The organism is Porticoccus sp. (genome assembly GCF_041592135.1).
Taxonomy (GTDB): Bacteria; Pseudomonadota; Gammaproteobacteria; order Pseudomonadales; family Porticoccaceae; genus Porticoccus.
Genome location: NZ_JBFHQR010000011.1, coordinates 1 through 24,012 on the forward strand (window position 1 = coordinate 1; position 24,012 = coordinate 24,012).

Consider the following 24,012-nt stretch of genomic DNA (forward strand, 5'->3'; position numbering starts at 1 on the left):
ATATCGATCTGTTCCTGAAAGGCGCCTATCTGCTGGACCCCTGCTACCGGGCGGCACAGGCGGGGCACGAGGGCTTTTACCGGCTCGACCAACTGGCCCCGGTGGGCTTTCGCAACAGCGAGTATTACAAAAACTATTTTCGCCACACCGGACTGATCGACGAGTGCGGCTACCTGTTTCACCTGAATGGCGATCTGCTCAATATTTCCCTGGGCCGGGATGATCACCATCAGCGTTTCAGCCAGGCGCAACAGCAGTTGTTGCGGGATATTGCTCCATTGCTTCAGGCGCTGTACCTAGGGCACTGGCACCGCGCGGACCACCTCCCCCACCAGGACGACGGCCTGCACCGACAGCTGTCCGCGGCGCTGGCGTATTTTGGCACCTCGGTGCTGACCGAGCGCGAGGCCCAGGTCATCCAGTTGTTCCTGCACGGCCACTCCACCAAATCCATCGCCCAGAAACTGGCCATCTCACCGGAAACCGTCAAGCTGCACCGCAAGCACAGCTATGCCAAGTTGGACATCTCTTCCCAGTCGGAACTGTTCTACCTGTTTATCGATGCCCTATCGAGCATGTCGCCACCCTGCGACGGCGACCCGCTGGTGGGCTATCTGGGTCTGGTCAGATAAGGGCCTTTACCCCATCGGGGTATAACCCTTGACAGCACGGGCCAACTACCCTGTCGGAAACAGGCTGCCGCCGAGACAGGTCAATGATGAACGGCCCACCCAACAGCAAGCCCATTCCGGACACAGCCCGGCTCAAGGCCGCAGACTGCGCCCATGTCCTGCACCCCTGGCAGCTGTTCGATATATTCCCCGAGGAGGGCGCACTGCCCATCGCCGCCGGTGATGGTGCCTACCTTTTTGACAGCGACGGCAAGCGCTACCTGGACGCCGTCGGCGGCCTGTGGTGCACCAATATCGGCCTGGGCCGGGAAGAGATGGCCGACGCCATCGCCGCCCAGGTTCGCACCCTCGCCTACGCCAGTCCGTTCGTGGACATGACCAACGTGCCGGCCGTGCAACTGGCCGACAAGCTGGCGCAACTGGCCCCCGGCGAGCTCAACCACGTGATGTTTTGTTGCAGTGGTTCCGCCGCCGTGGACAGCGCCTTCCGGCTGGTTCAGTACTACCAGAACTGCCGCGGCAAGCGCGACAAGAAATACATTATCTCCAGGCACAACGCCTACCACGGCTCCACCTATGCGGCCATGTCCATCGGCGGCAAACCCGGCGACCACCCGCCGGAATTCGATTACATCAGCGATCGCATTTACCACATCTCGGCCCCCAATTTTTACCGGGCAGGAGCGGGGTTGAGCGAGGCGGAATTTCTGGCGGAATTGCTCGGGGAACTGGAGCAGACCATTCTCGATATCGGCCCCGATAAGGTGGCGGCCTTTTTTGCCGAACCGGTGATGGGCGCCGGCGGCGTCATTGTGCCACCGGCGGGCTATCACCGGGGCACCCGGGAAATCTGTCGCCAATACGACGTACTCTACGTTTCAGATGAAGTGGTGACCGCCTTTGGGCGGCTCGGGCACTGGTTTGCCTCGCAGGACGTATTCGGTATCCAGCCGGATATCATTACCGTCGCCAAGGGCATCACCTCGGGTTATATCCCCCTCGGCGCCACCCTCTACTCGGAACAGATTCACCGGGTGATCAGCGAACCCGGCAAGGGCCGCTGCTTTGCCCACGGCTTCACCTACTCGGGCCACCCGGTGGCCTGTGCCGCGGCGCTGAAAAATATCGACATCATGGAGCGCGAGCACATCCTCGAGCATGTGCGCGAAATGGCCCCCTACCTGCAGGCGCAACTGCAGACCCTGCGCGACCTGCCCATTGTCGGCGACGTGCGCGGTATGGGCATGATGGCCTGTGTGGAATTTGTCCGGGACAAGGTCTCCAGGGCGCGCTTTGCGGAAGAACTGGATGTCGGCAAATGGGTATCCAATGAAGCTGACCGGCGCGGCCTGATCGTGCGCCCCATCATCAACCTGAATGTGATGTCACCACCGCTGATCATTACCCGGGATCAGGTGGATTTTATTGTCAGCACCCTGCGGGAGAGCATTCAGGCAGCCACCGCACAGCTGATCGCGGAAGGTCATTTCTGATCGCGCCCATGAGCGCGTTCATTCAAAGATAGGCATCGTATTCCAGGGTGGTCACCCGGCGATCAAACTCCGCCAGTTCCTGCTGCTTTGCCGCCAGGAACACCCGCTGGAACTCGCCGCCAAAATACTCGCGAATAAACGCCGATTGCGCCAGCCGTTGCAGGGAATCCGGCAGGTAACGGGGCAACTCAATGCCCTGCTGGCGATAGGCATCCCCTTCAATCGCAGGAGGCGGTGTCAGCTGCTGTTCAATGCCGTGCAACATGCCCGCCAGAGTCGCCGCCACCACCAGATAGGGGTTGGCGTCGGCGCCGGCCACCCGGTGCTCGATGCGGCGATCCCCCGGGTTTCCCGTGGGAATGCGCAACGCCGCAGTGCGATTCTCGTAGCCCCAGCTGGCGGCCAGCGGGGCGTGGCTGCCGGGCTGGAAACGTCGGCAGGCGTTGATATTGGGGGCAAAAATCGCCATGGCATCAGCCATGGAGAAAAGGCAGCCCGCCACGGCCTGGGCCAACAGTTCACTGCCCTGCTCCGTGCCGTTGTCAAAGGCGTTCTGTCCCCGCCGGTCGATCAGACTGCAGTGTACATGCATGCCACTGCCCGCCAGCTCCCCAAACGGCTTGGCCATGAAGGTGGCCAGCTTGCCATGTTGCCTGGCCACCCCCTTGATCAGCCGCTGCAGCATCAGGCCGTGATCCGCCGCCAGCAGCGCGTCGTTGCCGTGGTAGAGGTTGATTTCATACTGCGACGGCGCCGCCTCGGCGATCAGGGTGTCCACCGGTAATTGCTGCTCGACACAGGCCTCGCGAATCGCCCGCATCAGCGGGGCCACCTCCTCCAGCTGTTCCATGCCGTAGGTCTGGCCGCCCACCGCCGGACCGCCGTCAATGGCCCGTTGACTGTGGGCCGGTTGACCGAAGGCATCGCGCTCGGTCTCAAACAGGTAGAACTCCATTTCCAGCGCCACCACCGGGGTATAACCCAGCCGGGCAAAACGCTGCTGCAGCGCCCGCAGCAGATCCCGCGGGTCATAGCCACAGGGGTGGCCATCCGCCTGGCGCAGGGACATCAGCAGCTGACCAGTGGCGGCCGACACCCAGGGCACCGGCGCCAGGGTGTCCGCCTCGGCGACACAGATGCCGTCCGCATCGCCGGACTCGAACACCCAGCTCTCCGGATCGCGCCCCCAGATATCAAACCCCAGGGTGGTAAGGGGCAGTTTCAGGCCGCCCTGGAAGGCCTGCTCCAGGTGGTCCCGGGACAGCCACTTGCCCCGCAAGCGACCGTTCAGATCCGGCAGCAGCGCCTCGAAGGTATCGATCTCCGGGTGGGCATCGAGGAACGCCAGTACGGCCTGTTGGTCTGGATGTGTCACGGCGGATAACTCCTGTCTCGCGCGCCTTGCAACTACGCTTGTCTTTAAAGGTTAGCCCAGTGGGTGATCCAGTATAGGAGGTGAGCACCCTACAGGCGTGCCCGGACGGCCTCGCCAAAGTGCTCGAACAGGGCGCGGTAAAACGGGTCGCGCTGGTACTGCCACTCCGGGTGGAACTGCACCCCCAGGGCAAAACGGCTGCGCTCGGTTAGTTGCACCGCTTCGATCAAACCGTCCGGGGCCGTCGCTTCCACGGCCAATCCCTCCGCCAGGCGATGAATGCCCTGGCCGTGCACGGAGTTGACCCGCACCCGCTCCACCCCCGCCAGTTGCCGCAGCAGTCCGCCCTCTGCGAGAAAAATGTCATGGGCGTAGTCGTATTGCCCCTCCCGCGGCAGGCTGCTGTCCTCCCGGTGATCCAGCAGGCCGGGCACCTCGTGCACCCGTTGGTACAGCGAGCCACCCAGCGCCACATTCAACTCCTGGAAACCGCGGCACACCGCAAACAGCGGGATGTCCCGCTCGATGGCCCGCCGAATCAGCGGCAGCACGGTGGCGTCCCGCTGGGGATCGAGCAGGTTGCCGGCGGGACTCTGTTCACCGTAGAACCGGGGGTCCACATTGGAGATATTGCCGGTGAGAAACAGCCCGTCGAGGCTATCGAGCACCTCATCCGGCTGGCAGATGTCCGCAAGCGGCGCCAGATCGGTGCCGCCGCCGATGGCGGGCAACAGCACCGGGCGCACGCCGGCCCCGTGGGCCAGGGCGTTAATGTATTTTTCACCGCAACCGTGGTGGGGATGCTTGCCCTGCCAGTAGACATCACAGGGAATACCCACCACCGGCCATTGTTGATGACGCATAACTTCGCTCTCTAGTGATCGCCAGATTCCAGACTTTGCCCCCTTCCCCCATGGGGGTGGAGACGCCCCGCGCATTTCATGCTGAAATGCCCATGGCTCAGTAGTGTTATCAGGCCCACACTGAAAAGGGAATAACCCTGTGGGAGTGACTGGAGATCATTATGCCCTCAAACACAGCGGCTCGACACAATCGCACCCGGCAATTGCAGCAGCGGGATGCCGCCCACCACCTGCACCCGTTTACGGACTTTCAGGACTACGCCGCCCACCCCGGTCGCATCATCAGCCGCGCCGAGGGCGTCTATATCGAGGACAGCGACGGCAACCGCATTCTCGACGGCATGTCCGGGCTGTGGTGCTGTAACCTCGGCTATAGCCAACCGAGGATTGTCGAGGCGGTGCGGCAGCAGCTCGCCACCCTGCCCTTCTACAACAACTTTTTCCAGTGCGCCAACGAACCCGCGGTGAACCTGGCGGCGCGACTGGTGGACATGACCCCGGCCAATTTCAACCGGGTGTTTTTCACCAACTCCGGCTCCGAGGCCAACGACACCAACCTGCGGCTGGTGCGCCGCTACTGGGATCTGCTGGAGCAGCCGCAAAAACGCATCGTGCTGTCCCGCGCCAATGCCTACCACGGCAGCACCATCGCCGCCGCCAGCCTCGGCGGCTTTGACTTCGTGCACCGCCAGTTCGAAACCCTGCCCTACGTCCACCACATCGCCCAGCCCTACTGGTTCAAGGAGGGCGGTGAACTGTCCCCGGCAGACTTCGGCCTGCGCGCCGCCCGCGATCTGGAGCGCACTATCGACGAGCTGGGGGAGGACAATATTGCCGCCTTTATCGCCGAGCCGATCCAGGGCGCCGGCGGCGTGATCGTGCCGCCGGAGAGCTACTGGCCGGAGGTGCATCGCATCCTGTCCGAGCGGGATATCCTGTTTATCAGTGACGAAGTCATCTTTGGCTTTGGCCGCAGCGGCGAGCTGTTCGGCTGGCAGAGTTACGGCACGGCGCCGGACCTGATCACCTTTGCCAAGGCGGTCACCAACGGCTTCCAACCCCTCGGCGGGGTGCTGCTGGGCGACCGGGTGGCCGATGTGCTCACCGCCGCTGGCGGCGAGTTCGGGCACGGCTTCACCTACAGCGGCCACCCGGCGGCCTGTGCCGCCGCCCTGGCGACCCTGGATATCCTCGAGCGCGAACAGCTTGTCGACCGGGTGGCCGACGATATTGGCCCCTACCTGCAACGGCGCTGGCGGGAACTGGCAGGCCATCCCATCGTCGGCGAGACCCGCGGCCGAGGCATGGTGGCCGCCCTGGAGCTGGTGCGCGACAAACAGACCCGGCAGCGCCTGGAAGACGGCGGCAAGGCCGGCGCGGTGTGCCGCCAGTTCTGCCTCGACAGCGGTTTGGTGATGCGCGCCGTGGGCGACGCCATGATCATCGCCCCGCCGCTGGTGTGCAGCCACGGGGAGCTCGATTTGCTGATCGAGCGGGCCGGCCGCGCCCTGGATCTGACAGCCCATCACTACGGCATCTGACCGTGACAGCCAACCCCTTGCACCCAAGGCCGAAGCGGTGGCGGCGGGCTATCCTTGAAGTAGCGAGGTGACCATGGCAAATCCATCCACAGCCTTCCGCTGGGACGACCCGTTCCTGCTGGAGGAGCAACTGACTGACGAAGAGCGCCAGATCCGCGACAGCGCCCGCCACTACGCCCAGGGCGAGTTGCTGCCCCGGGTGCGCGAGGCCTTCCGCCACGAGCACACCGATCGCGCCATCTTTGTCGAGATGGGTGCGCTGGGACTGCTCGGCTGCACCCTCAACAATTACGGCTGCGCCGGGGTGAACCAGGTCAGCTACGGCCTGATCGCCCGGGAAATCGAGCGGGTGGACTCCGGCTACCGCTCGCTGCTGAGCGTGCAGTCCAGCCTGGTGATGTACCCCATTGACCAGTTCGGCAGCGATGCGCAGAAAAACCGGTTGCTGCCCAAACTGGCCAGCGGCGAGTGGGTCGGCTGCTTCGGCCTCACCGAAGCCAATGCCGGTTCCGATCCCGCCAGCATGGCCAGTCGCGCCCGCACCACCGCCGGCGGCTACCTGCTCAGCGGCAGCAAGACCTGGATATCCAATTCCCCCATCGCCGACCTGTTCCTGGTGTGGGCTAAAACCGACGATGGGCTGATCCGCGGCTTCCTGCTGGAAAAAGGCATGGCGGGGCTGAGCGCACCGAAAATTGAGGGCAAGCTGGCGCTGCGCACCGCCATCACCGGCGAGATCGTCATGGACGAGGTCTTCGTCCCCGAGGCCAACCTGCTGCCGGGGGTATCCGGTCTGAAAGGTCCTTTCAGCTGCCTCAACAATGCCCGCTACGGCATCTGCTGGGGGGCCCTCGGCGCCGCCGAAACCTGCTGGCACACCGCCCGCCAGTACTGCCTGGATCGCGAACAGTTCGGCCGGCCGCTGGCGGCCAACCAGTTGATCCAGTACAAACTGGCCTGCATGCAGACGGACATCAGCCTGGCCCTGCAGGGGGCATTGCGGGCGGGTCGCCTGAAAGATGAAGGTCGATTGTCAGCGGAACTGGTATCACTGCTGAAGCGCAACAACTGCGGCAAGGCGCTGGAGATCGCCCGCCTCAGCCGCGACATGCTGGGCGGCAACGGCATCTCCGAGGAATTTCCGGTGATGCGCCACCTGCTCAACCTGGAAGTGGTCAATACCTACGAGGGCACCGGCGATATCCACGCGTTGATACTGGGCCGCGCCCAGACCGGTATCCAGGCATTCAGCGGTTAGGGGCGGGTCAGGCGACCACCACCACCATGGGCGGCGGAAAGCCGTTGAAGCGGGTGGCGCAACTGCTGGTGTAGGCGCCGGTAAACGGCAGGTAGAGCAGATCTCCCGACTGAATATCCCCAGGCAGCAACTGGTCGCGCAGGCAGACATCCAGCGAGTCGCAGGTGGGGCCCGCCAGGGTCCAGCTGACCATGTCGCCGCTGCGATCACTGACCACCGGGTAGCGGAAGCGCTCGTTGAATTCCATCAGCCCCCCGTAGATGCCGGTATCCAGATACAGCCAGCGCTGGCCCTTGCGAATAGCGCTGCCGATCACCCTGGTCACCAGGCAGCCGGCGGACGCCACCAGATTGCGGCCCGGCTCGGCAATCACGGTCAAACCGTTATCCATGGCGGCCAGCTCGGTGTTGATCAACTCGCCAATCTCGCTGATGGAGGGAATATCCGGCGTCATCTGCACCGGAAAACCTCCACCCAGATTGAGCAGGCGGGGCCTAAAACCCCGCTGGCGCATGGCGCCAAATATGCGTTGTGCCGCGCGAATGCCCTGCACCCAGTTATCCGGGTTGAGACACTGGGAGCCCACATGGAAGGTGACCCCTGCCAGATCCATGCCCCACTGCATACAGGCATCCATCACCGCCTCCGCCTCCCGTCCAATCACCCCGAACTTGCCTTCAAGGGGCCAGGCGGCACCGCGGTTGCTGACACTGATGCGAAGGTAAAGACTGGACTTGGGGGCGTGGCGGTACAGCTTTTCCACCTCTGCCACGGAATCCACCGCGAACCAGCGCACCCCACGGCTGACGGCGTAGCGAACATAGTCGTCGGGCTTGATCGGATTGGAGTAGAAAATACTGTCCGGTGGCACGCGCATATCCTGCAATATCGCCAGTTCCGCCCGGGAGGCGATCTCGAAATGCACGCCTTCCTGCTGAAAAACCTCCAGCACCCGGCGATCAGGGTTGGATTTGACGGCGAAATGGGGGCGCACTTTGGGCATCGCCGCCATGAAACGGTGGGCATTGGTGCGCAGCTGCTCAGTGCTGATATAAAGCAACGGCTGTTGATAGCCCATGATGGCTATCCGGGCGCGGGCGGTGGACAACACCTGCGGCAGCGCAACCGGCGGCAAACCCTCAACATGCCTCGCTCGGTACCTGGACATAATCTGTATTTCTCGTTCTCTTACTCCATATTCCTCAGTTTAGGTGTCGGGATGGACAGTTGATATGCGCAACACCGACAGTTCTGGGGGCATGATCTATCCTTTTGATAGGAAGACTTGGCAATTTGCTAAAAATACCGGCTAGCCCGAGGGGAAATAGCGGTTATGGATCTCGATCTGGATGAACGACTGCTGGATTTACTGAGCCAGAATGGCCGGGAGAGTATTGCCAACCTGGCGAGAAAACTGGGGGTGAGTCGCGCCACCGTCAAAGAGCATATGGCCACCTTGGAGCGGCGCAAAATCATCGAGGGCTACACCATCCGCTTTCACCCACAGCATCAGCAAAAATGGGTGAACGCCTACCTGATGATTGAAATCAATCCCAAGCTGACCGGCTCAGTGGTGCGGAACATGGATAAAATCCCCGCCGTGCAGGCCCTCTACAGTATCAGCGGCAACTACGATTTGCTGGCACGGGTGTGCTGCGAAAGCACAGAGCAACTGGACGAGACCATCGACCGGATCAGCAATCTGCAGGGTGTCGACAAAACCATGACCAGCATGGTGCTGGCCGCCAAATTCCAGCGCTAGACGCCGGTTAGATAATGCCCTCATCGCGCAATTGCCGCTGCTCCTCTTCATCCAGCCCCAGCAACGTCCCCAGCACCTCGTCGTTGTGTTGGCCGACCTCCGGTCCCGGCCAGCAGGTTTCACCCGGCGTATTGCCCAGCTTCGGCAGCATCGCCGGAATTTTCAGTGGCTGGCCGTTGATCTCCACCTGCTCATAGAGTCCGCGGGCATTGAAGTGGGGGTCTGCCAGCATGTCGGCAGCATTGTAAATCGGTCCCGCCGGTACCCGTTCGGCATCCAGTGTCGCCAGTACATCGCCACTGGCCAGACTGCCGCACCAGGCCGCCAGGGCTGCATCGATCTCGTGCTCAAAACGCACCCGCCCGGCATTGTCGGCCAGTCTGGGGTCATCGGCCATGTCCGGCCGGCCCGCCGCTCTCATCAGCCGCTTGAAAATGGAGTCGCCGTTGCCGCCGATCACCACGAACTTGCCGTCGGCACAGCGGTAGGTATTGGTGGGCACGATGCCGGTGAGGGTGGTGCCCGACGGCTCGCGCACCACCCCGGCGCCATCGCACTCGGGAATCACCCCCTCCAGCAGGTTGAACATGGCCTCGTAGAGAGCCACGTCGATAACCTGCCCGGCGCCGCCGGACTGGCGGGATAACAGTGCCAGGGTCACACCGAAGGCCGCGTGCAGCCCGGCGATACTGTCGCCGAGGCTGAGATTGGGGCGCACCGGCGCCTCGCCGGGAAAACCGTTCAGGTAACGAAAGCCGCTGATGCCCTCACAGACCGAGGCGAAACCGGGCTTGCCGGCATAGGGGCCGGTCTGGCCGTAACCGGAAATGCGGGTGTAGACCAACCCCGGATTCGATACCTTGAAGCGCTCCGGACCCAGGCCCCAACCTTCCATCACTCCCGGGCGAAAATTCTCGATCAGCACATCGGCGCCGTCGATCAACTGCCCCGCCAGCGCCTGTCCCTTGGCGGTTTTGAGGTCCAGGGTGATGCACTTTTTATTGCGGCCGAGACTGCGCCACCACAGCGAGGTACCATCCTTTAATATCCGCCAGTTGCGCAGCGGATCGCCGCCGCCGGGCGGTTCCACCTTGATCACTTCCGCACCGAAATAGGCCAGCAGTGCCCCGGCGAAGGGGCCCGCCAGCAATTGCCCCAACTCGATCACCCGATAGCCACTTAACGGTTTGCCTGTGTTCATTCAGTCACCCCCTTACAAAAGGATAGCCAGCAATATCGGCACTGCCACCAGCGCCACCACGGTGGAGGCCACCACAATACCCGCCACCGCAGCGGGTTGCCGGTCGTATTTCAATGCCAGCAGGTAATTGAACACCGCCGCGGGCATGATCGCCTGCAACAACACCACGTTGCGCGCCGCGCCGCTCATGCCCAACCAGCTCACCGCCAGCCAGGCAAAGGCCAGCCCGCCGCCGATGCGCAGCACCGAAAAACCCAGGCTGTGCCACCAGCCGGAGGCGGACAGGGTCGACAGGGATACCCCCAGGGTCAGCAGCATCAGCGGGATGGTAAAGGCGCCCAGCAGTTCCAGGGTGCTGTCCAGCCACAGCGGCAACCGGACATCCCCCGCCAGCAACAGCAGGGCGATGACAATGGCGTGTATCAACGGCTGGCGCAGCAAATCCCTGAGCGTCGCCCCCAGGCCACTGCCGCTGCGGGACATCAGGGCCACCCCAAAAATCATCAGCGAGGCCATCTGCACCATGAAGAAGGCCACCGCCAGTGCCAGCCCCTGTTCACCAAAGGCAAACAGGCACAGTGGCAAGCCCATGTTGCCGGTATTGGGAAATACCACCGGAGCGAGCAGTGCCCTGACATCGCCGCCGCTGAGGCGAATCACCAGGGTGCCCAGCAAGGCGGTGCCGGCCAGCACGATGGTGGCAGCCAGTGCCACCTGGGCAAAACCCTCGCCGGAAATCTCCGCCTGGCTGATCGCAGAGACCACCAGACAGGGCGCGCCGATATTCATCACCGCGCGGGTGACAAATTCCGCCGCGTAGGGCACCCGGGAGCGGCCCCAGCAAAAACCGATGGCAATGGCAATCAGCACCGGCGCCATCACGTTCCAGAGTTGCAACAACATTATTTTTCAGCACTCCGATTATTTGAGGAATCGCAGCGCTATACTGGAGCGGCGCTGCCGGTAACATAATGATTCCGCTCACCCGAATTGCGGACACCGCGACAGGAACATGGAACAATCGCCAGCCCACTGCCTCTAAGGGCTACGATCAATGAACAGGCATTCAATCTATGGGGTTCACCCTGAAAACAACAGGCGTTTTCCTGTTGCTGCTGTATCTATTGAGCGGCGCCACCACCTCTGCCGCACCCGCTCCAGAAGACCCGCCCGCGCAGGATAGCGCACTCACCGACAGCGGTGAACCGGAGAGTGCCTCCCCGCCCGCGCTATCGGCAGCCGATGCGGCGCTGGACAGCGCCATCGCCGCTTACCGGGCAGCCATTGACGATCATCAGGCGATTAACGGCCCCTATGACATGGCATTGCCGGAGATGCATTTCAGCCTGGGCAAAAGCCTGCAACAACGCTCCCGTTTCCAGGAGGCCATGGATGCCTACCACCGCGCCATGTACCTGAACCGGGTCAATGACGGCATATACAGCCTCAGCCAGGAACCCATGCTGCGGGGCATCATCGAAAGTCAGCTGGCACTAGGACAAATCGACACAGCCTCGGAAAGCTATCAGCAATTGCTGTGGCTCTATCGCAAAACCTATGGGGAGAACGATCCGCACCTCATCCCGCTTATGGCAGAGATCAGCCACTGGCATCTGGAGGTGTTTAAGCGCAGCGGTCTCCTTGCGGACATGAACCACCTATACATTGCCCACGGTCTGTACGCCTTCGCCCTGGACATCGCCTCCGCCCACTACGACGAGCGCGACCTGCGGCTGGTGCCCCTGCTGGAGAACACGGCGCTGACAAACTATTACCTCGCCGACAATCAGGACGCCTTTATCCGCACCTGGGACAGCGCCATCGCCTATGAGCGTGTGTCGGGGATGCCCGAGCTGATGAGAAATCAATACCTCAATCGCAACTATTACCAGAACGGCCGACTCGCCTACAAGCGGATGCTCGACATCCTCGAAAACAATCCCCAGGCTACAGCGCTAGACAGGGCGGGCGGCTATATCAGCCTGGGTGACTGGCTGCTGCTCTTCGACAAAGGCGGATCAGCCATGGACGCCTACCGCCACGCGTTGAGCCTGCTGGCCGCCGACAGTGCCGGCCAACCGTTAATCGATGAATTGTTCGGGGCCCCAAAAATGTTACCCCAAGGCCGGGACATCATCGTCAGGGCGGCGGATTCCGACCTCGACAGCGCCGCCACCCCGTCCCCCGCATCCGCGTCACCCAACAGCGCAGCACAGCCCATCTCAGTGCCCGCCACCAGGGAATACGTGATGGTTGCCGTGGACATCTCCGCCAAGGGAACTCCCGACAACTTCAACACACTGGAAAGCTACCCCGAAAAAACCGAGGGCATGGAAAAACGCGCCTGGAAAGCCATTAACGCCAGTCGCTTTCGCCCGCGCTTTGAAAACGGCAACCCCGTCCTGACCAAGGCATTGCCGGTCAGGGTGCTGATGAATTAGGCTGCTACCCATGAAATTCCCGCCCCCCCTGTTAGCGCTTTCCCTGGCCCTGCTATTGGCCGGTTGTCAGAGCACGTCCCAGTCCAGTAGCAGCTCATCCAGCAGCAGCTCGCCGAGCAGTCCATCGACCAGCTCACCCACTGCCCAGAGCACGCCGGCCAACACCAACAGCCCGAGCAGCTCGTCAACTAGCAGCAGCCAAAGTGCCAGCAGTGACCCAGCATCACAACAGGCCAGTGACCAGGACGACGCGACGGCAGACAGCGCCACCGGCGCGGAGCAGCCTGAACCCGGCGGTGAGGACGGACAACCATCCACACCGGGCGGTGGCGCAGCAATGAGCGACGAGGAAGCGATCTCCGCACTGGATGAGCAACTCGACGATTCCATTGCCGTCTTCGACAGCATGATGGGAGAGGCGCGGGCCGGTGCCGCCGAAGCCGCCGCAACGGATGGGGAAGATGCCGGAGCGGGAACAGGCGGTGATACCGGACCGCTGTTTGAGGAGGGCGATCTCGCCAGTGAGCCGGAGGGTGGCGCCGCCGGATCGGCAAACGGCGATGGCGAGCAAGGCGGCGGCTGGGGTTCGGACAACGAATCCACCTCCGCCAAGACCACCACCACCTATGGCAAGGAAGGCGGCGTGGCCGGCACCCTGCCCGGCGGACGGGCGCCCGATAATATTCCCGACGGCAGCGACGATGACATCGTGGCACGGCAGATTCGCGAAGCCGCCATCAAGGAACAGGACCCGGTACTGAAAGAAAAACTCTGGGACGAGTACCGCAAATACAAGCAGGGGCAATAACATTGGCCGTCTTTAATATTCATTGTCACAAGACTTCCCCCCGGGCATTGCTGCTGCTGGCGTTGCTGGTATTGAGCGCCTGCAGCGGCACCAACCGGGTCACCACCACGGTGGTTACCCCCCTGGAACAGCAGGCTGTCACCATCGAGGAATCGCAGTTGCTGGACCTGGCGGTGCTGCCGTTCGACCCCGGCCTCGACAAGATCGCCTCCGACGACGCCACGGTATCACCCACCGTGCGCACGGCGGAGGCCCAGTACCTGCCCAACCAACTGGCCACCACCATTCAGAAAACCGCCGCCTGGGGCGCGGTGCGGCTGGTTCCCAGCCGTGACACCGTGGTGGACGTCTACGTGGCCGGCAAGATCATCGAATCCAACGGCGAAATCCTCAAGCTGGAGATTGATGTCAGCGATTCCAGCAATCGCCACTGGTACAGCAAGAGCTACTCGGAGACCGTCGGGAATTACGCCTACGACCGTCACAACCAGATCCAGCGGGATCCTTTCCAGGGGCTGCTCAATCGCATTGCCAACGACCTGCTGGAGTATCGGCATAAACTCGCCGCCGCCGACGTGGACAAACTGCGCACCATTTCCAACCTCCGCTTTGCCCGCGATTTCTCCCCGGAAGCATTCAACAACCACATTGCCGAAACGGCCGACGGCCAGCTGGAAATATCCCGGTTGCCGGCAGAAAACGACCCCATTCTGCGCCGCATTGAACGCATTCGGGAACGGGACTACCTGTTTATCGACACCATGCAGGAGCACTACGACACCTTTGCCCGCCGCATGGATACCCCCTACCAGGAATGGCGCGCCGCCAGTTACGATGAGATCGTGGCCGTGCGCGAACTGAAGCGGCAGTCCATGACCAGGACCATCGGCGGGGTCGCCGCCATCGTCGGTGGCATTCTGGCTTCCGGCAGTAAAAGCGGTTCCGGTCGGGCCGCCGGCGCCGTGGCCATCGGCAGCGGCGCCATGCTGATCAAGAGCGGACTGTCCAAACGGGGCGAACTGAAAATTCACGAGGATGCCCTGGCCGAAATGGCGCAGTCCCTGGAAGCCGAGGTGGAACCCCAGGTCATCGAACTGGAAGATCGCACCATTACCCTTACCGGCAATGTGGACGCGCAATACCAGCAGTGGAAAGCCCTGTTGCGGGAAATCTACCAGGCCGAGCGCGGAATATAACCCCATGACAGGCAGTAACGACTTCGAGCCGATCAAACCGGCCGACCTCCCCCTGACCTCCAATACCCCCCCGGTAAGCGAGCCGCTGCCTTGGCAACAGCGGCGTTCCACCTGGGCGGTACTGGTCGCTTGCATCCTGCTGGCACTGGTGGTGATTTTTGTGTTGCCCTCCCTGGTCAAGCCCCCGGAGTTGCCGCCGGTGTTGATTGACACCGGCACCCAGAACGCTGCGGCGCTGGCCGAATCCCCTTTCCGCGATGCCCAGCTCGCCAGTGCCCGCCGGGCCGCCCAGGATGTATTGGCCAAGATTCTGGAAAAGAAGGCCTTTCTGGAACGGAACAACGTCCTGCTGTGGGGCGATGAGGCCTTTCAACAGGCATTGAAAAAAGCCACCGAGGGGGATGCGAGCTACCGCAAGCGGGAGTTTGACAACGCCCAGACCCGTTACCAGCAGGCCCTGGATTTGCTGCAGGGTCTGGAAACTGCCATGCCCGGCATCCTGTCGGAGGCCATCAGCGCTGGCAACGGCGCCCTGGAAAGCGGCGATGCCGCAACCGCCAGGGAACAATTTCAGCGGGTGTTGGCCATGGCGCCGGACAATGGCGCAGCACAGGCGGGCATTGCGCGGGCGGCGGTACTGGATCAGGTCACCCCACTACTCGATCAGGCCAATCTGGCCGTGCAGGACAACCAGCTCGACGAAGCTAGAACGCTCTTTAAGCAGGCCCTGGCCCTGGACAGCGCCCACCCCGCCGCGCGCTCAGGATTGCAACAGGTTGAAATGCGGCTCAAGGACAAGGCCTTTAATGATGCCATGAGCCGGGGCTTCAGCGCCCTGGAGAACAACCAGCTGAACAGCGCCAAAACCGCCTTTAATGACGCCCTGCAGCTGCAACCGGACAGCCAGGCCGCCCGCACAGGGCTGGCTCAGGCTGCCAGCACCGCCACCCGGCAGACCATCCAGTCGCTGTTGCAACGCGCCGCCGGGCAGGAAACCCACGAACAGTGGCACCAGGCCCGGGACAACTACGCCCTGGCCCTGGCCACCGACGGCTCGGTGATGGAGGCACGGCTCGGCCAACTGCGCAGCAGCGCCCGCGCCGACCTGGATGACCGCATTGCCAGGGTGCTCGACGACCCGCTGCGGCTCGCCTCCACAGAGGTGCTGAAGCAAGCCCGCCAGGTGCTGGCCGACGCCCGCGGCATCAAGGCCCCCGGCCCCAAGCTGCGGGAGCAGATTGTCCGCCTGGAACAGGTACTCAATACCGCCGTGACACCGCTGACGGTGGAGATGCTCTCCGACAACGATACCCGGGTCACCCTCTACAAAATCGGCGAACTGGGCCAGTTCAATCGCAAGCAACTGTCGCTGGTGCCCGGCAACTACGTGGCAGTGGGCAGTCGCCCCGGCTACCGGGATGTGCGGGTGGAATTCCAGGTAACAACCAGTAACCGGGAGAAACCGGTGATTGTGGTCTGTACGGAGCCGGTATCGTGACAGAGCGAAACCAACAGGAAACCATCCAGCCGGAAACCATCCAGCCGGCCGACTTCACCCCGCTGCACCCGGCTCGCAAACCCTCCCGCTACCGGCCACAGCCACTGGCGGTGATAGTCGGAGTGGCGCTGCTCATCTGCGTGCTGATCCTGACGTTCGTGTTCACCGCCCGCTCCCTGGTGGTCCGGATCACGCCGGACAGCGCAGACACCGCCATCAGTGGCGGTATAACCTTCGAACTGGCGGATCACTACCTGGTCCGCCCCGGTGACTATCGGCTGACCGCAGAGGCAGAGGGCTACCGAACACTGCAACAGTCCTTCACCGTGGGGCCGGAAGATCACCAGCTGTTGCAGCTGACCATGGAAAAGCTGCCCGGTCACCTGGAGCTGTCCACCAACCCCCCCGGTGCCGAGGTGCAGGTAGATGGCCACGCCTCCGGCACAACCCCAGTCAGCCTTCACGACCTGGCGCCGGGGCCTCACCAGTTGTCGGTGCAGGCGGCGCGCTACCAGCCCCTTGAGACAGAGGTCGTCATTGAGGGCCTGGATCACACCCAGACCCTGTCGCTGGACCTCGCTCCCGCCTGGGGCCAGCTGCAGCTGACCTCAACACCAACCGGTGCCGAGGTGACCCTGGGCGGCGAAGCCCGCGGCATCACCCCGTTGACCACCGAACTGCTGGCCAGCGGCGAAACGGTACAGGTAGCACTGGCGGGCTACAAACCCTGGCAGCAGACCCTCCGGGTCGCCATTGGCGAAACGCTGACCGTACCCGACATCCAGCTACAACCCGCCGATGGCAAGCTGAACCTCACCAGCTCCCCCAGCGGCGCCACCGTCACCATCGACGGCCAGTACCGCGGCACCACCCCCCTCAATGCCGAAGTAGCACCGGGTAAGCCCCACCAACTGACCCTGTTTTTCAACGGCTATGTCACCGCCAGGCGCTCCCTGTCACTGGCCGCCGGTGAACAGCGGGATGTGGCCGTGACACTGGATGCCAGACTCGGTGACGTGCGCGTCGTCGCCAGCCCGGCAGATGCCGCGGTGTGGATTGACGGGGTGTCGCGCGGCACCCAGGGGCAGACCTTCAAACTGCCCGCCCGCCCCCACCGCATCGAACTGCGCAAGTCCGGCTATGCCACAGCCAGCCGCACGGTGACCCCCCAGCCGGGACTGGATCAACTGGTACAGGTGAGCCTGCTGACCGAGCGCCAGGCCCGCTGGGCCAGTGTGCCGGACAAGATCACCAGCCCCGCCGGACAAGCCCTGCTGCTGTTCCGCCCCGAGGGCAGCTTTACCATGGGCGCTTCGCGGCGGGAGAGCGGCCGCCGGGCCAACGAGGTATTGCGGGAGGTGCAACTCACCCGACCGTTTTATTTGGGCACCCATGAAGTCACCAACCAACAGTACAAACAGTTTGATCGCCAGCACAGCTCCAGCCACGTCAGTGGCATTACCCTGGACCAGCCCGACCAGCCGGTGGTCAGGGTCAGCTGGGAGCAGGCCGCCCGCTACTGCAACTGGCTGAGCGGCAAGCAGAACCTGACACCGTTCTACAAGGAGCAAAACGGCAAGATCCAGGGCTCTGACAGTTCGGCAAACGGCTATCGCCTGCCCACCGAAGCGGAGTGGGCCTGGGCGGCCCGGGCCGTCAGCGGCGGTGAAAAACGGTTCGGCTGGGGCCAGCAGTTCCCGCCGGCAGACAAGGCGGGCAATTTTGCCGACAGCAGTGCCGGGCGATTGGTGGGCTCGGCCATCAAGGGCTACAGCGACGGCTTTGCCGTCTCCGCGCCGGTGGGCAGTTTCCGCCCCAATCATCGCCAGTTATTTGACCTGGAAGGCAATGTGGCGGAGTGGGTCAATGACTATTACGGCATTGAATTCGGCCTGAGCGCGGCGGCGGAGAAAGATCCCAGCGGCCCCGCCAAAGGTGAATTGCGGGTGATTCGCGGGGCCAGCTGGCGCCACAGCAATATTACTGAATTGCGGTTATCCTACCGGGACTACGGTGTGGAACCGCGAGATGACCTCGGCTTCAGGGTCGCCCGCTATGTGGAGTAATCGCTAATGCCCCGGTATAGGTTTCCGTGTAGGCCCCTGTGTCTGCCCATGCGTCTTGCCGCCGCCCTGTGTTGCGCGCTGTTGAGCCTGTCCCCAGCCGCCGAAGAACCGGCGGGAAAGGCGCCGCAACCACCGGCGACCAGGACCGCACCCGACAGCGGGGCCACCACCAACCAGAAAGGCACCGCCACCAGCAGCCCGACCAGCGGGAAATCTTCGGCGCCGGAGTTTGACCCCAGCGAGGAGATTTCCGAGGATCTGTCGGTGCCCTTTCCGGTGGACATATGATGACCCTGTTTAATCTGAATACACCCCGCCCAGTGCCCGTCAGGGATTAAGGAGCAGCCATGCGCAACAACACGTCCTCGGAATTTCTCTATCAGTTGTTTGCCCTGATTCTGGCGCTGATCCTGGTGCACACGGTCTATGTCACGCTGATTCGCCCCAACGCCGACGCCATCCTGCACCAGCAACTGGCCCGGGAAGCCGCCGGTGAACCCTACGTAGCGGAGCGCTCTTTCTTCATCGTGGTCAAGGATTACGAACAGGAATCCTGTTTTATCCTGATGCTGTGGGCCTGTGCCATCATGGGTTACAAGGCGCGCCGCACCCTGGACGAGCGCCAGTTGCTCAACCAGCCCCTGGTCGCCGTGGCCGAAGGTGGTCGGGTGCTGCCGGAGGATGCGCGACAACTGTCCCGCCCCATCCAGGCCCTGTCGGACAAGCATCGCAGTTACCTGTTGCCAAGGGCGCTGCTGGCCGCGCTGCAACGGTTCGGCTCAACCCGCAACATCCAGGATGTCTCCAGTGCGGTGAGCGAGGTGCTGGACACCGAATCGGATCGCCTGGACTCCGAGCTGTCCATGGTGCGCTACATCGCCTGGGCCATTCCCTCCATCGGCTTTATCGGCACCGTGCGCGGTATCGGCGAGGCTCTCAGCCAGGCCTACAAGGCTGTGCAGGGCGACATCGCCGGGGTCACCGCCAGCCTCGGGGTCGCCTTCAACTCCACCTTTATCGCCCTGGTGATCAGTATTGTGCTGATGTTTATGCTGCACCAGTTGCAGCTGCTGCAGGAGCGACTGGTACTGGACACCCACGGCTACTGCGACAGCAACCTGTTGCGCCACCTGAAAACCGACTGACCCCGGGCTGCATCCGAGTATGAGCATTGCGATTATTGAATTGAATGACAGCGGCCTGTGCTGTGGAAACGGTCATGGCGAGTTGATCGTCAGCCCCGGTTACGCCCTGCTGGCCAGCCAGGGTATTACCACCGGCCAGGCCGCCCTGCAGCGGGCCTATCTGGAACCCCGGCAAAGTTTCAACCAGTACTGGCGGCAACTGAACCTCTCTCCACTGCCGATCAGCAGCAAGCTGGCCCGCCACCACGCGGACCTCGCCTATGCGCACTTGCTGCAGCTGCACCGGGACAGCGGCCATCCGGAGCAAGTGGTGTTTGCCGCCCCCGGCAGTTTCGACCGCGACCAGCTAGCCATCCTGCTGGGGCTGGCCAAGGCCTCCCCCTTCGAGGCCATCGGCCTGGTGGATGCGGCGGTGGCCGCCGCCAGCCAAACCGGCCTGGCCGGCCCACTGCTGCACCTGGATATCCAGTTGCACCAGGCGGTGATTACCCGCCTCGATGCCGCGGCCGAAGTGACCCGCAGCGCCGTGGAGGTGCTGCCGGAGCTCGGCATCAAGACCTTCTACGACCTCTGGGCCCAATACATCGCCGATCAATTTATTCGCCAGTACCGCTTTGATCCGCTGCACACCGCCGCCGGTGAACAGCAGCTCTACGACCGCCTGCCCGTCTGGCTGTCCCAGCTGGCCGGCGCCCCGGAAACCGGCGTGGAACTGGACAGCCCCCAGGGGCGCTACCGCATCAACCTCGGTCGCGCCCAGCTGCTCGCCTGCAGCGAACGGGTCTCGCGCCAGTTGCACGGCAAGCTGGCGGAGCTGCACCGCCGGGGCGAGCAGTTGCTGCTCAGCCATCGCATCCAGTTGCTGCCGGGGCTGGCAGAACAACTGTTCCCCGCTGCGGTGCTGCCGGCGGCGTCCGTTATCGAGGGCTGTCTCGACCACCTGGAGTTGATCAGCGGCCACGGCGAGCAGTTACCCTTTATCACCCGCCTGCCGGTCGGCGCCTCACCCGGCCACGCGACTCCACCCCATGTACCCGCTGAACAGGCACCACCTGCACAGGGGGCCGCGACCGAAGTCCCACCCAGCCACCTGCTGTATCGCCACCGCGCCTACGCCATCGCCCCACAGCTGTCGATTGTGCCGGGGGAGCATGGCCTGCACATCCATCCGGGCGCCCAGGGGCCGATCCGGCTGGTCCTGGAACGCGGCCGGCTACAATTGCACAGCGACAGCCCGGCGGTGAGCTGCAGCGGTGATCGCCAGCACTTGCGCGCCGGGGACAGCATCCGCGTGGCCGATGAACAACTGGAACTGATCGAGGTGGTGTGACTTGCGGCGCAGCAAACACCGGGTCAGTGCTTTCAGCCTGTCGTTCCTCGACATCATGGCCTGTGGTTTCGGCGCCGTCACCCTGCTGTTCCTGATTCTCAAACACGACGCCAGCGCCATCCAGACCGCTGATCCCAACCTGGCGGCGGAAGTCAACCTGCTGCAGGAAGACATTCGCGTCGGCGAAGCGGAACTGGTGGCGCTGAGGAACAGCCTGGCCAGCGTGGCAGACAACATTGTCGAGGCCCAGGGGCTCTCCAAACGGGTCCTGGCGGACATTGAGGAATCCCGCCGCGAACTCAGTGCCCAGAAAGACCCGCAACAGGATGTTGAAATGCTGCGCAGGCAGGTGCAGGAACTGCAGCAGGAAACCGCCAAACTAGAGCAGCAGGGCAACGCCAGCAACGTGCGCGCCTTTATCGGCCAGGGACAGCGGCAATACCTCACCGGCCTCAAGCTGGGCGGCAAGCGCATTCTCATTCTGGTGGATGGCTCCGCCAGCATGCTGTCGGACTCCATCGTCAATGTCATCCGCACCCGCAACATGAGCGACAAGGTCAAACGCAATAGCGAAAAGTGGCGGCGCGCCGTGCGCAGCATCGAGTGGCTGGTGGCGCAGTTGCCCGTGGACAGCCAATACCAGCTTTACGTCTTCAACACCGCCGCCCGGTCGGTGACCGGTGATGGCGGTACCTGGCGCGCTACCGCCGACCGCCAGGGACTGGATCAGGCGATAGCGCAACTCGGCCAAGTGGTGCCCGCCGGCGGCACCAGCCTGATCAACGCCTTCGAGGCCATCAACGGCTTTGCCAGCCCCCCGGACAACCTGTTTTTGCTCACCGACGGCCTGCCCACCCAGGGGCGCAAACCCTCCGGCGACCGCACGGTGTCAGGTCGCGAGCGCCTCAAACTGTTCGCCAAGGCGGTGGAAGTGCTGCCCGGCCGCCTGCCGGTAAATGTGCTGTTATTCCCCATGGAGGGCGACCCGGCGGCGGCGGCCAGCTTCTGGCAACTGGCCATCTCCAGCCAGGGCGCGTTCATGAGTCCGTCGAGGGACTGGCCGTGAGCCGGGGGCGCCGCCGGGAGCGCGGCCAGATGGCGGAGATCAGCATCTCCTTTCTGGACGTGATCAGCTGCGGCTTCGGCGCCATCGTGCTGTTGCTGTTGATCGCCAAAACGGTGGAATCCACGGCCTTTGAAAAATCTGATCAGCCGCTAACCGGCAGCGTCGCCGAACTGCAACAACAGCTGTTCGAGATTCGCGGCGAGACGACTATCCTCAACCGCGATCTCACCTCCAAGGAGGAGCAGCTGTCGGACATCCGCCTGCGCATCGCCCGACTGCAATCGGAGCTGGCCAGCGTGCGCCGCCAGCAGAATGCCGTCGCCCAGGTGGATACCACCGAACAGGACAAGTTGACCCTGGCGCTGCAAGTGCTCACCGAGGAGATGGAACGGCTGCAAGCCCAGCAGAACCGCGCGGACAAGCAGTTGATCGGCGGCATTCCGGTGGACAGCGAATACATCATTTTCATCGTCGACACCTCCGGCAGCATGTTCAACTTTGCCTGGCCGCGACTGCGCCAGGAAATGCTCCATATCCTCGATATCTACCCCCGGGTGAAAGGCATCCAGGTGATGAACGACATGGGGGGCTATATGTTTTCCAGTTACCGGGACAAGTGGATTCCCGACACCCCGGCCCGGCGCAAGGCCATTATCGAACGGCTCGCCAACTGGACCCCGTTCAGCAACTCCAGTCCGGTGGAGGGCGTACAGCACGCCATCCGCCGCTTCTATGCGCCGGACCGCAAGATCAGCCTCTATGTGTTGGGGGATGACTTTACCGGTGTCTCCATCGCCCAGGTGCTCAACACGGTGGCAAAAATCAACCGCGAGGGGCGCAGTGGCCAACGGCTGGTGCGCATCCACACCATCGGCTTCCCGGTGCATTTCCTGGTCCGGGGGGGCAACCTGCAAACCGCCACAAGATTCGCTGCGCTGATGCGCGATCTGAGCTATCGTAACGGCGGAACCTTCGTGGGCCTGACCGGCCTCAAACCCGAGTGACAACCATGAATTGTGCCCAACCCCGACACCTTTGCCCGCTGTGGTTGTTACTGGCAGCACTGTTGTTGGCCGGTTGTAGCACCAATGTCACGGTCAACGGCAACTACCCCAGTGCACTGACCCGCAAACAACCCCTCCGGGTTGGCCTGGTGCTGGACAGCAACTTCAGCGGCTATCAGTTTGAAAGCCAGGAGGACAAGCGGCAGCCGGTGATCATGGCCCTGGGGGCTTCCCAGGTGAAGCTGTTCAACCGCGTGTTCAGCGATATGTTCCAAACCAGCACCACCTACAGCAGCATTCCCTCGGGCAATGGCCAGCTGGATCTGATCGTGGTGCCCCAGGTGGAGGAGGTACAGCTGGCCACCCCTCTGGAGACCAAGCTGAATGTTTACGAGGTGTGGCTGAAATACAACTTCAAGGTCTATGACAACACCGGCGAACCGATTGCCGACTGGCTGATGAGCGCCTACGGCAAGACCCAGACTCGCCTGTTGACATCGGATGCAGACGCCCTCAATCAGGCCACCGTCACCGCCCTGCGGGATGCCGGAGCCAGGCTGATACTCGGTTTTGAGCGAGTGCCGGAAATCCGCCAATGGCTGGCCAAACACCAGGGCGGTGTCCCGCCTGGACAAGCGGAGGGTTCATGAGGCCAATCCTGCTTTGCACTGCACTGGCGAGCTTATTGTTAAGCGCCTGCGGCACCTCCACCAGTATCGACGAGTTCCGCCTGTCCAGTACCCAACTGGAATTGAATGGCGGCGAACAGGTCGTGGTGATGGGCCGTCGCCACTCCGGAGAGTACGAAACCGAGCCGGGCTTTATCGACTGCATCGGCGGCAAGTTGGCCGACGGCGGCAGCATTCAGGTGATGCCGGAACAACAGTTTCTGGACAGCTTCTATCCCTGGTTTGAACCCCGCACGGCACCGCTGGGTTTAAAACGAATGGGCCGGATGCTGGAGGACCCGCTGATCGCCCAGCATCTTCACCAGTTGGGTATCCGCTACATGATCTGGGTAGACGGCAATACCGAAACCTCCGAAAAGAGCGGCGCGTTGAGCTGTGCCCTGGCACCCGGTGGCGGCGGTTGCTTCGGGTTTGCCTCCTGGGATAAAACCTCCGAATACGAGGCCGTGATCTGGGATCTGAAGAAACTGGACGAAAAGGGGCGGGTCAAAGTCGACGCCAAGGGTTCCTCCTATCTGCTGGCAGTCGGCGCACCCATTCCCTTTATCGCCCAGGTGCAAAGCGAGGCCTGCAATGGCATTGGCAAACGCTTGCAGGGTTTCTTCGGAACCGCTCAGGGGGGACTGTGACAGGCGTTCCCGGAC

23 protein-coding genes are annotated in these 24,012 nt (G+C 62.9%); 17 read left to right on the forward strand and 6 right to left on the reverse strand.

What is annotated here, in order from left to right; translation table 11 throughout:
• On the forward strand, positions 1–632 hold a 632-nt coding region (locus ABY948_RS02145; RefSeq protein WP_461480861.1), incomplete at its 5' end, for a helix-turn-helix transcriptional regulator.
• Between the two features lie 83 nt (positions 633–715).
• Entirely contained in the window at positions 716–2,125 is a 1,410-nt protein-coding gene (locus tag ABY948_RS02150; RefSeq protein ID WP_461480862.1) for an aminotransferase, read from the forward strand.
• A gap of 22 nt (positions 2,126–2,147) precedes the next feature.
• Here ABY948_RS02150 and ABY948_RS02155 read toward each other — a convergent pair whose 3' ends face one another.
• Positions 2,148–3,500 (reverse strand): glutamine synthetase family protein, encoded by a 1,353-nt coding sequence (locus ABY948_RS02155; protein ID WP_461480863.1) that lies wholly within the window; start codon positions 3,498–3,500, stop codon positions 2,148–2,150.
• An 89-nt stretch (positions 3,501–3,589) separates the two neighbouring features.
• Positions 3,590–4,363 (reverse strand): gamma-glutamyl-gamma-aminobutyrate hydrolase family protein, encoded by a 774-nt coding sequence (locus ABY948_RS02160; RefSeq protein WP_461480864.1) that lies wholly within the window; start codon positions 4,361–4,363, stop codon positions 3,590–3,592.
• 161 nt (positions 4,364–4,524) lie between these two features.
• Between ABY948_RS02160 and ABY948_RS02165 the strand changes: the two genes are divergently transcribed.
• Positions 4,525–5,904 carry an aminotransferase gene (locus ABY948_RS02165; protein ID WP_461480865.1) on the forward strand — a complete coding sequence of 460 codons (1,380 nt, stop codon included), beginning with the start codon at positions 4,525–4,527 and terminating at the stop codon, positions 5,902–5,904.
• Positions 5,905–5,977: 73 nt separating this feature from the next.
• A complete protein-coding gene (locus ABY948_RS02170; protein WP_461480866.1) occupies positions 5,978–7,162 on the forward strand; it encodes an acyl-CoA dehydrogenase in 1,185 nt (394 codons plus the stop codon).
• Between the two features lie 7 nt (positions 7,163–7,169).
• On the opposite strand, the gene ABY948_RS02175 is transcribed toward ABY948_RS02170, so the two are convergent.
• Positions 7,170–8,330 carry a type III PLP-dependent enzyme gene (locus ABY948_RS02175; protein ID WP_461480867.1) on the reverse strand — a complete coding sequence of 387 codons (1,161 nt, stop codon included), beginning with the start codon at positions 8,328–8,330 and terminating at the stop codon, positions 7,170–7,172.
• A 165-nt stretch (positions 8,331–8,495) separates the two neighbouring features.
• Between ABY948_RS02175 and ABY948_RS02180 the strand changes: the two genes are divergently transcribed.
• Positions 8,496–8,924 (forward strand): Lrp/AsnC family transcriptional regulator, encoded by a 429-nt coding sequence (locus tag ABY948_RS02180; protein ID WP_461480868.1) that lies wholly within the window; start codon positions 8,496–8,498, stop codon positions 8,922–8,924.
• Between the two features lie 7 nt (positions 8,925–8,931).
• On the opposite strand, the gene ABY948_RS02185 is transcribed toward ABY948_RS02180, so the two are convergent.
• Both ABY948_RS02185 and ABY948_RS02190 read right to left on the reverse strand, forming a co-directional pair.
• Positions 8,932–10,125, reverse strand: coding sequence for a CaiB/BaiF CoA transferase family protein (locus ABY948_RS02185; RefSeq protein WP_461480869.1), 1,194 nt, complete (start codon positions 10,123–10,125; stop codon positions 8,932–8,934).
• Positions 10,126–10,137: 12 nt separating this feature from the next.
• Positions 10,138–11,028: an AEC family transporter gene (locus ABY948_RS02190; protein ID WP_461480870.1), complete on the reverse strand. Its 891-nt coding sequence runs from the start codon at positions 11,026–11,028 to the stop codon at positions 10,138–10,140.
• Between the two features lie 170 nt (positions 11,029–11,198).
• Between ABY948_RS02190 and ABY948_RS02195 the strand changes: the two genes are divergently transcribed.
• Positions 11,199–12,566, forward strand: a complete 1,368-nt coding sequence (locus ABY948_RS02195; RefSeq protein ID WP_461480871.1) for an energy transducer TonB — start codon at positions 11,199–11,201, stop codon at positions 12,564–12,566.
• A gap of 66 nt (positions 12,567–12,632) precedes the next feature.
• On the opposite strand, the gene ABY948_RS02200 is transcribed toward ABY948_RS02195, so the two are convergent.
• Entirely contained in the window at positions 12,633–12,836 is a 204-nt protein-coding gene (locus tag ABY948_RS02200) for a hypothetical protein (protein ID WP_461480872.1), read from the reverse strand.
• 67 nt (positions 12,837–12,903) lie between these two features.
• Between ABY948_RS02200 and ABY948_RS02205 the strand changes: the two genes are divergently transcribed.
• Genes ABY948_RS02205 through ABY948_RS02255 form a run of 11 tightly spaced genes read left to right on the forward strand, consistent with a single transcriptional unit; the run spans position 12,904 to position 23,997 of the window.
• Complete coding sequence (locus ABY948_RS02205; protein ID WP_461480873.1) at positions 12,904–13,374, forward strand: hypothetical protein; 471 nt, start codon at positions 12,904–12,906, stop codon at positions 13,372–13,374.
• A gap of 2 nt (positions 13,375–13,376) precedes the next feature.
• Entirely contained in the window at positions 13,377–14,570 is a 1,194-nt protein-coding gene (locus ABY948_RS02210; protein ID WP_461480874.1) for a hypothetical protein, read from the forward strand.
• Between the two features lie 4 nt (positions 14,571–14,574).
• Positions 14,575–16,068 carry a hypothetical protein gene (locus tag ABY948_RS02215; RefSeq protein WP_461480875.1) on the forward strand — a complete coding sequence of 498 codons (1,494 nt, stop codon included), beginning with the start codon at positions 14,575–14,577 and terminating at the stop codon, positions 16,066–16,068.
• Positions 16,065–18,134: a PEGA domain-containing protein gene (locus ABY948_RS02220; protein WP_461480876.1), complete on the forward strand. Its 2,070-nt coding sequence runs from the start codon at positions 16,065–16,067 to the stop codon at positions 18,132–18,134. Before ABY948_RS02215 ends, ABY948_RS02220 begins: the two co-directional genes overlap by 4 nt.
• A 48-nt stretch (positions 18,135–18,182) precedes the next feature.
• The gene (locus tag ABY948_RS02225) at positions 18,183–18,422 is read left to right on the forward strand and encodes a hypothetical protein (protein WP_461480877.1); all 240 of its coding nucleotides are present in this window, start codon (positions 18,183–18,185) and stop codon (positions 18,420–18,422) included.
• Positions 18,423–18,481: 59 nt separating this feature from the next.
• Positions 18,482–19,279, forward strand: a complete 798-nt coding sequence (locus tag ABY948_RS02230) for a MotA/TolQ/ExbB proton channel family protein (protein WP_461480878.1) — start codon at positions 18,482–18,484, stop codon at positions 19,277–19,279.
• 19 nt (positions 19,280–19,298) lie between these two features.
• Positions 19,299–20,609 carry a hypothetical protein gene (locus ABY948_RS02235; RefSeq protein ID WP_461480879.1) on the forward strand — a complete coding sequence of 437 codons (1,311 nt, stop codon included), beginning with the start codon at positions 19,299–19,301 and terminating at the stop codon, positions 20,607–20,609.
• 1 nt (position 20,610) lies between these two features.
• Entirely contained in the window at positions 20,611–21,675 is a 1,065-nt protein-coding gene (locus ABY948_RS02240) for a vWA domain-containing protein (protein ID WP_461480880.1), read from the forward strand.
• Positions 21,672–22,679 (forward strand): VWA domain-containing protein, encoded by a 1,008-nt coding sequence (locus ABY948_RS02245; RefSeq protein ID WP_461480881.1) that lies wholly within the window; start codon positions 21,672–21,674, stop codon positions 22,677–22,679. Before ABY948_RS02240 ends, ABY948_RS02245 begins: the two co-directional genes overlap by 4 nt.
• A 5-nt stretch (positions 22,680–22,684) precedes the next feature.
• Positions 22,685–23,329: a hypothetical protein gene (locus ABY948_RS02250; protein WP_461480882.1), complete on the forward strand. Its 645-nt coding sequence runs from the start codon at positions 22,685–22,687 to the stop codon at positions 23,327–23,329.
• The gene (locus ABY948_RS02255; RefSeq protein WP_461480883.1) at positions 23,326–23,997 is read left to right on the forward strand and encodes a hypothetical protein; all 672 of its coding nucleotides are present in this window, start codon (positions 23,326–23,328) and stop codon (positions 23,995–23,997) included. The genes ABY948_RS02250 and ABY948_RS02255 overlap by 4 nt, the downstream gene beginning before the upstream one ends.
• Positions 23,998–24,012 lie beyond the last annotated feature (15 nt).